Raw genomic sequence first — 14,442 nt, 5'->3', positions numbered from 1 at the left:
CGGGTGGCGCGGGGCGCGAGGTCGTTGTAGGGTGCCACTCCCTGCCGCGCCCGGCCGCTGCGCCCCCTTCTCTTTGCTAGGCTGACGTCCATGACCCTCGAACCCCAACGTCCCGTCGTCCTCTGTCTGTCCGGCCACGATCCGAGTGGCGGCGCCGGCCTGCAGGCCGACATCGAGGCCCTGCTCGCCCAGGGTTGCCACGCCGCCCCCGCGGTCACCGCCCTGACCGTGCAGGACACCGTCGACGTCCAGGACTTCCGCGTGCTGGATCGCGAGTGGGTGCTGGCCCAGGCGCGGGCGATCATCGCCGATCTGCCGGTGGCGGCGGTCAAGCTGGGCATGCTCGGCTCGGTGGAGATGGTCGAGACGGTGCTGGAAATCATGGAAGCCCTGCCCGGCGTGCCGCTGGTGTGCGATCCGGTGCTGCGCGCCGGCGGCGGCGGCGCCCTGGGCAAGGACGAGGTCGGCTACGCCATCCGCGAGCGCCTCTTGCCACGCGCCACCATCGCCACCCCCAATCTGCCCGAGGCGCGCATCCTCGCCGAGTTGCCCGAGGGCACCCCGGAGCAATGCGCCGAACGCCTGCTGCCCCATTGCGCCCACCTGCTGATCACCGGCGGCCATGGCGAAGAGCACGAGGTGCACAACCGCCTCTATGACCGCGACGGCCGCTGCGAGACCCATGTCTGCCAGCGCCTGCCCGGCAGCTACCACGGCTCCGGCTGCACCCTGGCCAGCACCCTGGCCGGGCGCCTGGCCCTGGGCGAAGCCCTGCCCAGCGCCGTGCGCAGCGCCCTGGACTACACCTGGCGTACCCTGAGGGACGCCGAAAGACCCGGTCGCGGCCAGTACGTGCCACGCCGCCTGCCGCTGGACTTCTGCTCATGAGTCCGTTGCGCGGGCTCTACGCCATCACCGACAGCGCCTTGCTCGCCGAGGGTCGCCTGCTGACCTACGTCGAAGCTGCGCTGCAAGGCGGTGCCCGCCTGGTGCAGTACCGCGACAAGTCAGGGGACGCCCATCGCCGCCACGACGAAGCCGCCGCCCTGGCCGACCTCTGCCGGCAGCACGACGCTACTCTGATCATCAATGATGACCTGGCCTTGGCCCGCGCCCTGGGCGTCGGCCTGCACCTGGGCCAGGAAGACGGCTCCCTGGCCGCGGCCCGCGCCGACTTGGGCGCGGATGCCATCATCGGCGGCACCTGCCATGCCAGCCTGGAGCTGGCCGCGGCCGCTGCCCAGGCCGGCGCCAGCTACCTGGCCTTCGGCCGCTTCTTCGCCTCCAGCACCAAGCCGAACGCCCCGCCAGCGCCCCTCGACCTGCTCGACCAGGCCCGCAGTCGCTTCAACCGGCCCCTGTGCGCCATCGGTGGCGTCACCCTGGACAACGCCCCCCTGCTGCTCGAACGGGGCGTCGACCTGCTCGCCGTCGTCCACACCCTGTTTTCCGCCGCCACGCCAGGCGAGGTGGAGCGCCGCGCGCGCGCCTTCGCCCGACTGTTCGCGGCCTGATCCATTGAGGAAGCCTCTATGTCCCGCTCCGCCCAACTCTTCGACCAAGCCCAGCGCCACATCCCCGGTGGCGTCAATTCGCCGGTGCGTGCCTTCAAGAGCGTCGGTGGCACCCCGCTGTTCTTCAAGCATGCCCAGGGTGCCTATGTGGTCGACGAAGACGACAAGCGTTACGTCGACTACGTCGGCTCCTGGGGTCCGATGATCCTCGGCCACAGCCACCCGGACGTGCTCGATGCCGTGCGCCGCCAGCTGGAGCACGGCCTCTCCTACGGCGCGCCGACCGCCCTGGAAACCACCATGGCCGAGCTCATCTGCGAGCTGGTGCCGTCCATGGACATGGTGCGCATGGTCAGCTCCGGTACCGAGGCCACCATGAGCGCCATCCGCCTGGCGCGCGGCTACACCGGGCGCGACACCATCATCAAGTTCGAGGGCTGCTACCACGGCCACTCCGACAGCCTGCTGGTCAAGGCCGGTTCCGGCGCCCTGACCCTGGGCGTGCCCAGCTCGCCCGGCGTGCCGGCGGCCTTCGCCCAGCACACCCTGACCCTGGCCTACAACGATCTGGCCGAGGTGGAAGAGACCCTGGCAAAAACCGGCGACCAGATCGCCTGCATCATCGTCGAGCCGGTGGCCGGCAACATGAATTGCGTACCGCCCGCGCCGGGCTTCCTGGAAGGTCTGCGCAGCCTCTGTGATCGCTATGGCGTGGTGCTGATCTTCGACGAGGTCATGACCGGCTTCCGCGTCGCCTTGGGCGGCGCCCAGGAGTACTACGGCATCCGCCCGGACCTCTCCACCTTCGGCAAGATCGTCGGTGGCGGTATGCCGGTGGGTTGCTTCGGCGGCAAGCGCGAGATCATGGAAAAGATCGCCCCGCTCGGTCCGGTCTACCAGGCCGGTACCCTGTCGGGCAATCCGCTGGCCATGGCCGCCGGCCTGACCACCCTGCAACTGATCCGCCGCCCCGGCTTCCACGCCGAGCTGACCGACTACACCACGCGCATGCTGCAAGGCCTGCAGGATCGCGCCGATGCGGCCGGTGTACCCTTCGTCACCACCCAGGCGGGCGGCATGTTCGGCCTCTACTTCAGCGGCGCCGAAGACATCGTCACCTTCAGCGACGTCATGGCCAGCGACAGCGAGAGATTCAAGCGCTTCTTCCACCTGATGCTGGACGGCGGCGTATACCTCGCGCCCAGTGCCTTCGAGGCCGGTTTCACCTCCATCGCCCATGGCGACGAGGAGTTGCGCATCACCCTGGATGCCGCCGAACGAGCCTTCGCCACCTTTACCGATTGAGGACCGTCCGTCTCGCTCCCGGAACCTCTCTACCCGGCCGGACCTCTCACCTAGCTGAGAGGCCGGCGTCACAGGTAAAAAAGTTCCACCGTTACGCGTAAAGGTTTTGAAAGCGTGCGGCGGCTTGACCCATAATGAGACGTCGGCGCGTTTCGCCGGCCGGGTTCTAAGAACCTGCCTCGATTGTGGAGGCGCTTCATGCACCGCGCTGGTCGTATCCTCTGCGCAGCCTTGTTTTTGCTGCCCCTGGCCTCCTGGGCCGGTGGCAACTCCCTGCTCGTCCCCAGCACCAGCCGTTGCAACCTGACTCTGGCCAACGAAGCCCTGGCGCAGGCGATCGCCCGCTGCCAGCAGATCGCCCACGACGGCGACGCCCAGGCGCAGTACGAACTCGGTGATTTCTACTACGAAGGCAAGCAGACGCCCAAGGATCTCAACCAGGCGCGCCAGTGGTTCGAGCAGGCCTCGCTCAAGGGCAATGCCGATGCGCAGAATCGCCTGGGCAACATGTTCTTTCGCGGTGAAGGCGTCCCCCCCAACAACATCCAGGCCTATATCGTGCTGAAGATGGCCGCCATCAACGGCAACGACGAAGCCATGGACACCGCCGACCTGGTCAGCGCCCAGATGCGCCGTGACGAGCTGGAGATGGCCACCCAGGTGTTGGGCCAGATCTTCCGCGACTATCTGCAGGACATGCAGACCGCCGGCAACATGAATCCCTTCCAACCGCCGCAGAACTGATCTCTCAGCGCTGGCCCAGTAGCTCGCCCAGCGCTGATGTCCTTAAGCGATGCTCAGCTCTTGTCGGGCATCGGCATGGGGAACGGCATGACATTGGTGCCGCCCTTGGCCTCGCTGATCTTCGGTTGACCCAGGCGCTCCACCTCGTCGATGCGGATGATCGAATGCATCGGTACGAAGCTGCGTACCACCCCTTCGAATTGCGCCTTGAGCTTTTCCTCGCTGGGGTCCACCACCACCTGGGTACGTTCGCCGAATACCAGCTCCTCGATTTCCAGGAAGCCCCAGAGATCGCTCTGGAAGATCTGCTTGGCGTAGATCTCGAAGACCTGACCCTGGTTGACGAAGATCACCTTGTAGATGGCCGGCTTGCTGGGGGATGAGCTCATGGCGATGCGCGAGGTTCGATGGGAAAAAGGGCGGCGAGCATAGCATGGGCCTCGACCGAGAACAGCCGCTGGCTCAGGCTGCTCCGGGAGGCCCAATGACGCCTGTTGCACGGTCACGGCGTCAAGCCGATCAGGGCCTTGGCTAGCGCAGCCTCGACCGCCTCGAACAGGGCCATCCCGCTGCCACGAGCGACCACCGTAGGCAGACCGCCGCTTCCGGGCGGCTCTTCCCCGTCCTTGAGGCCATCACTATAATGCGCGGTCCACTCGCCACCGACTCCCTGCCGCGCATGTCCAAGAAGCTCTATATCGAAACCCATGGCTGCCAGATGAACGAATACGATTCGTCGCGCATGGTCGACCTGCTCGGCGAGCGTGAGCCCCTGGAAGTCACCCAGAATCCGGCCGAGGCCGACGTCATCCTGCTCAACACCTGCTCGATCCGCGAGAAGGCGCAGGAGAAGGTGTTCTCCCAGCTCGGTCGCTGGCGCGAACTCAAGCTGGAGAATCCCGATCTGGTGATCGGCGTCGGTGGCTGCGTGGCCAGCCAGGAAGGCGCCGCCATCCGTGATCGCGCGCCCTACGTCGACGTGGTCTTCGGCCCCCAGACCCTGCACCGCCTGCCGGAAATGATCGACGCCGCGCGCACCACCCGGGCACCCCAGGTGGACATCTCCTTCCCCGAGATCGAGAAGTTCGACCGCCTGCCCGAGCCGCGCATCGACGGCCCCAGCGCCTTCGTCTCCATCATGGAAGGCTGCAGCAAGTACTGCACCTTCTGCGTGGTGCCCTACACCCGTGGCGAAGAGGTCAGCCGGCCGCTGGACGACGTCCTCGCCGAGATCATTCACCTCGCCGAGCACGGCGTGCGCGAGGTGACCCTGCTGGGCCAGAACGTCAACGGCTATCGCGGCGCCACCGGTGATGGCCGTATCGCCGACTTCGCCGAATTGCTCTATGTGGTGGCGGCAGTGGACGGCATCGACCGCATCCGCTACACCACCTCGCATCCGCTGGAATTCTCCGACGCCCTGATCCAGGCCCACGCCGAGATCCCGGAGTTGGTGAAGTTCGTGCACCTGCCGGTGCAGGCCGGTTCGGATCGCATCCTGGCGGCCATGAAGCGCAACCACACGGCGCTGGAATACAAGTCGCGCATCCGCAAGCTCAAGGCGGCGGTGCCCGACATCTGCATCAGCTCGGACTTCATCGTCGGCTTCCCCGGCGAGACCGAGAAGGACTTCGAGCAGACCATGAAGCTGATCGAGGACGTCGGTTTCGACTTCTCCTTCTCCTTCATCTACAGCGCCCGCCCTGGCACCCCGGCGGCGGACCTGGTCGACGACACCCCCGACGAGGTCAAGAAGCAGCGCCTGCAGATCCTGCAGACGCGCATCCATCAGCAGGGTTTCGAGATCAGCCGGCGCATGGCTGGCAGCGTCCAGACCATCCTGGTCAGCGACTTTTCCAAGCGCGATCCCGGCATGCTGCAGGGCCGTACCGAGAACAACCGCATCGTCAACTTCCGTTGCAGCGATGCCAGCCTGATCGGCCAGTTCGTCCAGGTACAGATCGACGAGGCCCTGCCGCACTCCCTGCGGGGCACCCTGCTGAGCCCCGTCGCCAACGGCGCCCGCCCACCCGTCGCCGTCGCGCTGGCCTGATGGATGGTCGCATGCGCCCTTTGCCAAGGGCGCGACGCGGGTTACTCTCCAGTCAAGCAACGTCAAGTTTTCGTAAAGTCAGCCAAAGGGTCTCCCAGTACCGTTGAATACCCCTCAGACGCTCCAGCACTTCACCCTCGAACCCTTCGATGCCGACCGCTTCGCCAACCTGTGCGGCCAGCTCGATGAAAATCTGCGCCAGATCGAAAGCCGCCTCGGTATCGAGATCCGCAACCGCGGCAACCAGTTCGAACTGGTTGGCGATTCCGAGCGCACTCGCGCCGCGCAGAATCTCCTGCAGCGCCTCTATCGCGAGACCGCCAGCGGCACCCCGGTGGCGCCGGAACTGGTGCATCTCTATCTGCAGGAGTCCGGCCTGGAAGCCCTGCAGCAGGAGCATCGCGGCGGCGACACCAGCGTGGCCCTGCGCACCAAGAAGGGCATGATCCGTCCGCGCGGCGCCAACCAGCAGCGCTACGTCAAATCGATCCTCGATCATGACATCAACTTCGGCATAGGCCCGGCCGGCACCGGCAAGACCTACCTGGCCGTGGCCTGCGCCGTGGACGCCCTGGAGCGCGAACAGATCCGCCGCATCCTGCTGGTGCGCCCGGCGGTGGAAGCCGGCGAGAAACTCGGTTTCCTGCCCGGCGACCTGGCGCAGAAGATCGACCCCTACCTGCGCCCGCTGTACGACGCCCTCTACGAGATGCTCGGTTTCGAGCAGGTGGCCAAGCTGATCGAGCGCCAGGTGATCGAGGTCGCGCCACTGGCCTACATGCGCGGTCGCACCCTCAACAATAGCTTCATCATTCTCGACGAAAGTCAGAACACCACCCTCGAGCAGATGAAGATGTTCCTCACCCGGATCGGTTTCGGTTCCACCGCGGTCATCACCGGTGACGTCACCCAGGTCGACCTGCCGCGCGGCACCAAGTCGGGCCTCAAGCACGTCATCGAAGTGCTGCGCGATGTCCCCGGCATCGGCTTCACCCACTTCGAGTCCAAGGACGTGGTGCGCCATCCGCTGGTGCAGCGCATCGTCGAGGCCTACGACCGTTTCGAGGCGCTGCAGGCTCAGCCGCGCGCCAATGCCAACGGGGACGATCGCCATGGCGATTGAGCTGGACGTCCAGGTCGCCAGCGAGGCGGCCGACCTCCCCGAGGAGCCGGACTTACGCCGCTGGTGTGAACTGGCCCTGCGCGCCCGCCAGGGCGACTCGGAACTCACCATCCGCCTGGTGGACGAAGCCGAAGGCCGCGAGCTGAATCGCACCTGGCGGCACAAGGACTACGCCACCAACGTGCTGTCCTTCCCGGCCAACGTGCCGGACGAATTCCTCGATATCCCCCTGCTCGGCGATCTGGTGATCTGCGCCCCCGTGGTGGCCCGCGAGGCCGCCGAGCAAGGCAAGCTCGCCAAGGCGCACTGGGCGCACCTGGTCATCCACGGCTGTTTGCACCTGCTCGGCTACGATCATCTGGAAGATGACGAAGCCGAGGAGATGGAAGACCTGGAACGCCAATTGCTCGCAGAACTGGGCTACCCCGATCCCTACGGTGAATGACACACACATGAACGAAGATCGATCAGGCAATGGGCATCGTTCCTGGCTGGAACGCATCGTCCAGGCCTTTGCCCATGAACCCAAGAGCCGCCAAGAGCTGCTGGAACTGCTGCGCGAAGCCCACGAGAACAAGGTGCTCGACAGCGAGGTGCTGTCCATCGTCGAGGGAGCCATCTCGGTGGCCGACCTCCAGGTGCGCGACATCATGGTGCCGCGCTCCCAGATCATCAGCATCCGCGCCCACCAGACCCCCGCGGAATTCCTGCCGGCGGTGATCGAGGCCGCCCACTCCCGCTATCCGGTGATCGGCGACGGCCCCGACGATGTCCTCGGCCTGCTCCTGGCCAAGGACCTGCTGCCCCTGCTGCTGGACCACGAGCGCACCTTCGACCTCAAGTCGGCGCTGCGCCCGGCCACCTTCGTGCCCGAATCCAAGCGCCTCAACGTGCTGTTGCGCGAATTCCGTACCACCCATAACCACATGGCCATCGTGGTGGACGAATACGGCGGCGTCGCCGGCCTGGTGACCATCGAAGACGTGCTGGAGCAGATCGTCGGCGAGATCGAGGACGAGCACGACGTCGAGGAAGAGAGCTTCATCAAGTCGCTGCCCAATGGCGACTTCGTGGTCAAGGCGCTCACCCCCATCGACACGCTCAACGAAATCCTGGAAACCCGCTTCGCCGACACCGAGGCCGACACGGCCGGCGGCCTGGTGATGAATCGCCTGGGCCACCTGCCCAAGCGCAACGAAGAAACGGTGATCGACGACTTCCGCTTCCGCGTGCTCAACGCCGACGGTCGCCGCATCCATCTGCTGCGGGTGACCCCGGTCAATCGCTAGCACGGCGCGCCCGCCTACGGACCACCGTAGGTTGGGTTGAGCGCAGTGAAGCCCAACAGGCCTTGCCGCGAGGTCGACCCCGTTGGGCTTCGACGCTGGAGCTGTCTCAGCCCAACCTACGGATCGCCACTCCCCCTCCCCTCTGCAATCCAGCTCACTCCCCGCACGCGCCTTTGGCACTCCCCCGCGCTGGCGAGTAAGCTTGCGCAGCCTCGATCGGACCAAGGATTCTCGATGCGCTGGACCACCCAACCCGGCTGGAAGGGCAACCTTCTGGCGCTTTTCGCCGGAGCCCTCACGCCCCTGGCACTGGCCCCCTTCAACATCTGGCCGCTGGCACTGGTGTCCGCCGGCCTCTTCTACCTCGGCCTCAAGGGCCTCACCGCCTGGCGCGCCTTCTTGCGCGGCTGGTGCTACGGCTTCGGCGCCTTCCTCGCCGGTACCAGCTGGATCTACGTCAGCATCCATACCTACGGCGCGGCTTCGACGCCCCTGGCGCTGTTTCTCACCGTGGGTTTCTGCGCCGGCATCGCGCTGTTCTTCGCCCTGCCCGCCTGGCTCTGGGCGCTGTGCTTGAGGCGCAACCAGGCGCCCCTGGGCGATGCCCTCACCTTCGCCGGCCTGTGGTTCGCCCTGGAGTTGTTCCGTAGCTGGGCGCTGACCGGGTTTCCCTGGTTGTTCCTCGGCTACAGCCAGCTGAGCGGCCCGCTGCAGGGCCTGGCGCCCCTGGGCGGTGTCTGGCTGATTTCGGCGGCGCTGGCGCTCACGGCGGCGCTCTTGGTCAACCTCCCGCGCCTGCTGCGGCGTCCGGCGGCGCTGGTGACGGCGCTGGTGCTGCTGGCGCTGCCCTGGGTCGCCGGCGACGTCTTCCAGGGCCAGGTCTGGACGCAACCGGCCGGCGCTCCGCTCAAGGTCGCCGGGGTACAGGGCAACATCGCCCAGGAACTCAAGTGGAATCCGGACCACGCGCGCGCCACCCTGGCGCTCTATCGCGACCGCACCGCCGAGCAGACCGATGCCGATCTGGTGGTCTGGCCGGAAAATGCCATTCCCGTGCTGCGCGAATACGTCAGCGACTTCCTCGCCGCCGAAGGCGCCCAGGTCGCGGCCCACGGCGGCGCCCTGGTGACCGGCCTACCCGACCGGGAACGCGATGCCAATGGCGAGTCGCGCTACTTCAACAGCATCACCGCGGTCGGTAACGGCTCAGGCACCTACTACAAGCAGAAGCTGGTGCCCTTCGGCGAATACGTGCCGCTGCAGGAATACCTGCGTGGCCTGATCGGCTTCTTCGATCTGCCCATGTCCGACTTCGTGCGCGGCCCCGAAAACCAGCAACCACTGCTGGTAAAGGGCTATCGTGTGGCGCCCTTCATCTGCTACGAGGTGGTCTATCCGGAATTCGTCGCCGACATGGCCGCCCAGAGTCAATTGCTGCTCACCATCAGCAACGACACCTGGTTCGGCAAATCCATCGGTCCGCAGCAGCACCTGCAGATGGCCCAGATGCGTGCCCTGGAAACCGGTCGCTGGCTGATCCGGGTGACCAACGACGGCATCACGGCGCTGGTCGATCCCTTCGGTCGCATCAGCCGGCAGATTCCGCCCTACCAGGTCGGCGTGCTGCAGGGCACCGTGGTGCCCATGGAGGGCCTGACGCCCTATCTGCGGTACCACCGCTGGCCGCTGGAGATCTTCTCCGCCCTGGTCCTGCTGTGGGGCCTGCTGCTGCGCCGGCAGGACAGACCCGAACCGGCGCCGCTGGTGGTCACTCAGCGATAGGCCAGTGGGTACATTAGCAGGCCGGCGGCCTCGTTGAGCAACTGGGCGGTCTGCTCGACCGCCTTGGCTTCCGGTAGCCAACCGCCGAAGGGCCGCCCGTTGGGAATACCGATGAAGCCCACGGGCGCCGCCACCACTTCGAAGCCCTGGCGCTCGAAGCACCAGCGCGAACGGGCCATGTGATAGGCCTGGGTCACCAGCACCACCCGCTTGACCCCCGCCTCGCGCAATATAGGCGCGCTGAGCGTGGCGTTCTCCCAGGTGGTGCGGCTGGCCCCCTCCTGCCAACGTACCGGCACCCCCAGATCGCGCTCCATCACCTCGGTCATCAGGGCCGCTTCACTGAGCGGCCGATCATAGGGCGAGCCCCCGGTGATCAGCACCGGCAAGCCACTGGCCTTGGCCAGGCGCGCGGCATAGCGCAGTCGCTCCACCGCCAGGTGACTGGCGGCATCGCCGCCCCAACCCGGATCGTCCACTTCGCGCCCGGCGCCGAGCACGACGATGGCATCCGCCCGCTGCGCCAGCCACGGCCAACTGGCCGGCGGCAAGGCGATATCGCGCTCGAGCAGGCGACCGCCGAACTCCACCACCACCGGCAGGGTGCTGGCCCAGAGTCCCAGCAGACCACAACAGAAGCACAGCAATCCCAGCCGGGGATGGCGGCGCCGCAGCCACCAGCCGCCGAGCAGGAGCAGCAGCAGGCCGCCAGGCGGCAGTAACAGTTGCTTGAAGAAATAGCGCAGGCCCATGGTCACTTCCGTCGGGGCGACCCCAGGGCCGCGGCGACGCTCAGTGTAGGGGAGCCTGGGCCCAGGCAGAAGGACTCTCCACCAGGGCTTGCTGGCGCTGGCACTGGTTGCAGAAGGTGCCTGCCGGCTGTACCTGTCCGCACCTCAGGCAACAGGCCAGGGCCGCATCCGGCGCCTGGCGCCGCGCCAGCCAGCGCTTCACCAGGGCGTACTCCGCCGAACTCAGGCCGCTGACCTCGATTTCCCCTGCCGTCAGATCGTAGAGGCGCTCCTGGGTCGCGGCTTCATCCAGCGCCAGCGCCAGACGCCGTTGCAGGCGCACATCGGCTGGCAGGCGTTCGGACTTGCGTCGAAACTTTCCCATGATGGGCATTATCCTCCCGGGTGATGGAACAGGCGTTTAAACAGCCTAGTACGGCCCTTCCGACCTTGCCTCCCCCGGAGTGCGAAACAAGCGGCGGAGCGGGACATTTCCCCGCACTCGGGGGGTCATGTATGCTTGGCGGCTCGATCAAACGCCTCTGCAGCCCTCGACACGCCCATGCACGAACACTACCAGCCCCGCGAAATAGAAGCCGCCGCCCAGTCCTTCTGGGACCAGAATCTGTCCTTCAAGGCCGTCATGCGCCCGGGCCAGGAGAAGTTCTACTGCCTGTCGATGTTCCCCTACCCCAGCGGCAAGCTGCACATGGGGCACGTGCGCAACTACACTATCGGCGACGTCATCGCCCGCTACCAGCGGATGCTGGGCAAGAACGTGCTGCAGCCCATGGGCTGGGACGCCTTCGGCATGCCTGCCGAGAACGCCGCCATGAAGAACGGCGTGGCCCCGGCCAAGTGGACCTACGAGAACATCGCCTACATGAAGTCCCAGCTGCAGAGCCTGGGCCTGGCGATCGACTGGTCCCGCGAGGTCACCACCTGCAAGCCGGACTACTATCGCTGGGAGCAGTGGCTGTTCACCCAGCTGTTCGAGAAGGGCATCATCTACCGCAAGAACGGCACGGTGAACTGGGACCCGGTGGACCAGACCGTACTGGCCAACGAGCAGGTCATCGACGGCCGCGGCTGGCGGAGCGGCGCGCTGATCGAGAAGCGCGAGATCCCCATGTACTACTTCCGCATCACCGACTATGCGGAAGAGTTGCTGACCTCCCTCGACGGCCTGCCCGGCTGGCCCGAGCAGGTCAAGACCATGCAGCGTAACTGGATCGGCAAGTCCCGCGGCATGGAGGTGCAATTCCCCTATGACCAGGACAGCATCGGTGCCGAAGGCACTCTGAAGGTCTTCACCACCCGCCCCGACACCCTGCTCGGCGCCACCTACGTCGCCGTGGCCGCGGAGCACCCGTTGGCCACCCAGGCTGCCCAGGGCAATGCCGAGCTGCAGGCCTTCATCGACGAGTGCAAACGCGGCGGCGTCGCCGAAGCCGACATCGCCACCCAGGAGAAGAAGGGCCTGGACACCGGCCTGTTCGTCCGCCATCCGCTGACCGATGCCCGCCTGCCGGTATGGGTCGCCAACTATGTGCTGATGCACTACGGCGACGGCGCGGTCATGGCCGTGCCCGGTCACGACGAGCGTGACTTCGAATTCGCCAATAAGTACCAGTTGCCCATCGTCCAGGTGGTGGATACCCAAGAGGCCACCCAGGTGCTGGCCAATCCGGACGACTACAGCCCCGAGGAGTACGAGCGCTACCAGTTCGACCCGGTGCAGTGGAAGGACTGGTACGCCAGCAAGGACGGCTTCCTGATCAATTCCGGCGCCTACGACAACCTGAGCTACGACGCCGCCTTCGACGCCATCGGCGCCGACCTGCAGGCCAAGGGTCTGGGCCAGCCGCGTACCCAGTTCCGCCTGCGCGACTGGGGCATCAGCCGTCAGCGCTACTGGGGCTGCCCGATCCCCATCATCCACGGTGACGACGGCGTCGACATCCCGGTGCCGGCCGATTTGCTGCCGGTGGTGCTGCCCGAGGACGTGGTGCCCGACGGCGCCGGCTCGCCCCTGGCGCGCATGCCGGAATTCTACGAGACCGTCGATCCGCGCAATGGCCAGCCGGCCCGCCGCGAAACCGACACCATGGACACCTTCGTCGAAAGCTCCTGGTACTTCGCCCGCTATGCCTCGCCGACGTTCACCGGCGGCATGCTGGACAAGGAAGAAGCCAACTACTGGCTGCCCGTCGACCAGTACATCGGCGGTATCGAACACGCCATCCTGCACCTGCTCTACTCGCGCTTCTTCCACAAGCTGATGCGCGACCAGGGCCTGATCGACTCCGACGAGCCCTTCGAGAACCTGCTGACCCAGGGCATGGTGGTGGCCGAGACCTACTACCGCACCAATCCCAACGGCAGCAAGGACTGGTTCAACCCGGCCGATGTCGAGGTGGAACGCGATGCCAAGGCCAAGGTGATCGGCGCGCGCCTGAAGAGCGACGGCCAACCGGTGGAAATCGGTGGCGTCGAGAAGATGTCCAAGTCGAAGAACAACGGCGTCGATCCCCAGGCGATGATCGACCAGTACGGCGCCGACACCTGCCGCCTGTTCATGATGTTCGCCTCGCCGCCGGACATGAGCCTGGAATGGTCCGATTCCGGCGTCGAGGGCGCCAGCCGCTTCCTGCGCCGCGTCTGGCGCCTGGCCCAGGCCCACGTGAGCCAGGGCCTGCCGAGCGCCGGCGCCCTCGGCGAGCTGTCGCCGGCCCAGAAGGAGGTGCGGCGCGCCATCCACCTGGCCATCCGCCAGGCCAGCCAGGATATCGGTCAGCACCACAAGTTCAACACCGCCATCGCCGCCGTCATGACCCTGATGAACGTGCTGGAGAAGGCCGCCCAGGACAGCGACACCGATCGCCGCCTGCTGCAGGAAGGCCTGGAGGCCGTCACCCTGCTGCTGGCGCCCATCACCCCGCACATCGCCCACGGCCTCTGGCAGCAACTGGGCCACAGCGACGCGGTCATCGACGCCCGCTGGCCTCAGGTGGACGAGAGCGCCCTGGTGCAGGACAGCCTGCAGATCGTCATCCAGGTGAACGGCAAGCTGCGCGGCCAGATCGAAGTCCCGGCCGATGCCAGCCGCGAGGCCATCGAGGCCGCTGCCCGCGCCAACGAGAACGTGGCACGCTTCACCGAGGGTCTGACCATCCGCAAGGTCGTCGTGGTCCCGGGTAAACTGGTCAACATCGTCGCCAACTAAGACACGCGAACGGAGCAGATAACAGATGAAGAAACGGATTCTCCCCGGCCTTGCGGTAGTCGGCCTGGCGACCCTGCTGACCGCCTGCGGCTTCCAGCTGCGCGGTACCGGCGAAACCCGCCTGCAAATCACCGAGCTGAACCTGACGGCCCGCGATGCCTATGGCCAGACCATCAAGGACGTGCGCGACATGCTCGAGGACGCCCATGTACGGGTCACCTCGGGCGCGCCCTATACCCTGGCACTGGGCGGCGAGATACAGAGCGAGCGTACCGCCAGCTACACCAGCGGCGCCCGCAGCGCCGAGGTCGAGCTGACCACCCGCCAGCCCTACAGCATCCTCGGCAAGAACCAGACCGTGCTGCTCAGCGACTACCTGGAAACCCAGCGCTACTACGTGACCGACCAGAACAACATCGTCGGTTCCGAGCAGCAAAAGGACCAGTTGCGTCGCGAAATGCGCCGCGAACTGGTGCAGCAGCTGGCCGCTCGCCTGCAGGCGCTGACGCCGGAGCGTCTGGACAAGCTGCAGCGCGACGCCGACGCCCGTGCCGCCGCCCAGCAGGAAGCCGAGCGCCGCGCCCGCGAGTCCGCGCCGCCGCAGCAGTCGCCGATCGAAATCCCCACCCCCGCGCGCTAAGCGCAGCACCCGGAGCCGCCAGGCTCCGGGCTGCC

The 14,442-nt window shown here is 66.5% G+C and carries 14 protein-coding genes; 11 read left to right on the top strand and 3 right to left on the bottom strand.

Going from position 1 to position 14,442, the window contains the following annotated elements:
• The first annotated feature begins 90 nt into the window (after window positions 1–90).
• The 4 genes from FAZ11_RS17450 to FAZ11_RS17435 all read left to right on the top strand — a co-directional run bounded on the left by FAZ11_RS17450 (window position 91) and on the right by FAZ11_RS17435 (window position 3,563).
• Window positions 91–888 carry a hydroxymethylpyrimidine/phosphomethylpyrimidine kinase gene (locus tag FAZ11_RS17450; protein ID WP_058772694.1) on the top strand — a complete coding sequence of 266 codons (798 nt, stop codon included), beginning with the start codon at window positions 91–93 and terminating at the stop codon, window positions 886–888.
• Window positions 885–1,514: a thiamine phosphate synthase gene (gene thiE, locus FAZ11_RS17445; RefSeq protein WP_058772693.1), complete on the top strand. Its 630-nt coding sequence runs from the start codon at window positions 885–887 to the stop codon at window positions 1,512–1,514. The genes FAZ11_RS17450 and thiE overlap by 4 nt, the downstream gene beginning before the upstream one ends.
• A gap of 18 nt (window positions 1,515–1,532) precedes the next feature.
• Window positions 1,533–2,819, top strand: a complete 1,287-nt coding sequence (gene hemL / locus FAZ11_RS17440) for a glutamate-1-semialdehyde 2,1-aminomutase (protein WP_058772692.1) — start codon at window positions 1,533–1,535, stop codon at window positions 2,817–2,819.
• 198 nt (window positions 2,820–3,017) lie between these two features.
• Window positions 3,018–3,563: a tetratricopeptide repeat protein gene (locus FAZ11_RS17435; protein ID WP_058762197.1), complete on the top strand. Its 546-nt coding sequence runs from the start codon at window positions 3,018–3,020 to the stop codon at window positions 3,561–3,563.
• A 53-nt stretch (window positions 3,564–3,616) separates the two neighbouring features.
• Here the strand turns inward: FAZ11_RS17435 and FAZ11_RS17430 are convergent, their stop codons facing one another.
• The gene (locus FAZ11_RS17430) at window positions 3,617–3,952 is read right to left on the bottom strand and encodes a DUF1820 family protein (protein ID WP_058762196.1); all 336 of its coding nucleotides are present in this window, start codon (window positions 3,950–3,952) and stop codon (window positions 3,617–3,619) included.
• A 290-nt stretch (window positions 3,953–4,242) separates the two neighbouring features.
• On the opposite strand from FAZ11_RS17430, the gene miaB reads away from it, so the two are divergent.
• The 5 genes from miaB to lnt all read left to right on the top strand — a co-directional run bounded on the left by miaB (window position 4,243) and on the right by lnt (window position 9,810).
• Window positions 4,243–5,616 carry a tRNA (N6-isopentenyl adenosine(37)-C2)-methylthiotransferase MiaB gene (gene miaB, locus FAZ11_RS17425; protein ID WP_137279395.1) on the top strand — a complete coding sequence of 458 codons (1,374 nt, stop codon included), beginning with the start codon at window positions 4,243–4,245 and terminating at the stop codon, window positions 5,614–5,616.
• A 103-nt stretch (window positions 5,617–5,719) separates the two neighbouring features.
• Window positions 5,720–6,739, top strand: a complete 1,020-nt coding sequence (locus FAZ11_RS17420) for a PhoH family protein (protein WP_058762194.1) — start codon at window positions 5,720–5,722, stop codon at window positions 6,737–6,739.
• Complete coding sequence (gene ybeY / locus FAZ11_RS17415; protein ID WP_137279382.1) at window positions 6,729–7,184, top strand: rRNA maturation RNase YbeY; 456 nt, start codon at window positions 6,729–6,731, stop codon at window positions 7,182–7,184. Before FAZ11_RS17420 ends, ybeY begins: the two co-directional genes overlap by 11 nt.
• Before the next feature lie 7 nt (window positions 7,185–7,191).
• Window positions 7,192–8,028 carry an HlyC/CorC family transporter gene (locus FAZ11_RS17410; protein ID WP_058767787.1) on the top strand — a complete coding sequence of 279 codons (837 nt, stop codon included), beginning with the start codon at window positions 7,192–7,194 and terminating at the stop codon, window positions 8,026–8,028.
• A 234-nt stretch (window positions 8,029–8,262) separates the two neighbouring features.
• A complete protein-coding gene (gene lnt, locus FAZ11_RS17405; RefSeq protein WP_074529473.1) occupies window positions 8,263–9,810 on the top strand; it encodes an apolipoprotein N-acyltransferase in 1,548 nt (515 codons plus the stop codon).
• Here the strand turns inward: lnt and FAZ11_RS17400 are convergent.
• The gene (locus FAZ11_RS17400; RefSeq protein WP_058774285.1) at window positions 9,801–10,562 is read right to left on the bottom strand and encodes a YdcF family protein; all 762 of its coding nucleotides are present in this window, start codon (window positions 10,560–10,562) and stop codon (window positions 9,801–9,803) included. The genes lnt and FAZ11_RS17400 overlap by 10 nt on opposite strands.
• Before the next feature lie 40 nt (window positions 10,563–10,602).
• Window positions 10,603–10,926 (bottom strand): hypothetical protein, encoded by a 324-nt coding sequence (locus tag FAZ11_RS17395; protein ID WP_237141893.1) that lies wholly within the window; start codon window positions 10,924–10,926, stop codon window positions 10,603–10,605.
• Between the two features lie 177 nt (window positions 10,927–11,103).
• Here FAZ11_RS17395 and leuS point away from each other — a divergent pair, with 177 nt between their 5' ends.
• Together leuS and FAZ11_RS17385 are read left to right on the top strand one after the other, a co-directional pair.
• Complete coding sequence (gene leuS, locus FAZ11_RS17390) at window positions 11,104–13,767, top strand: leucine--tRNA ligase (RefSeq protein ID WP_058774284.1); 2,664 nt, start codon at window positions 11,104–11,106, stop codon at window positions 13,765–13,767.
• 25 nt (window positions 13,768–13,792) lie between these two features.
• Complete coding sequence (locus FAZ11_RS17385; protein WP_058762187.1) at window positions 13,793–14,407, top strand: LPS-assembly lipoprotein LptE; 615 nt, start codon at window positions 13,793–13,795, stop codon at window positions 14,405–14,407.
• The last annotated feature ends 35 nt before the right edge of the window (window positions 14,408–14,442 follow it).

This window comes from Pseudomonas rhizoryzae, from assembly GCF_005250615.1.
GTDB lineage: Bacteria > Pseudomonadota > Gammaproteobacteria > Pseudomonadales > Pseudomonadaceae > Chryseomonas > Chryseomonas rhizoryzae.
This window is presented reverse-complemented; position numbering and strand designations above follow the sequence as displayed.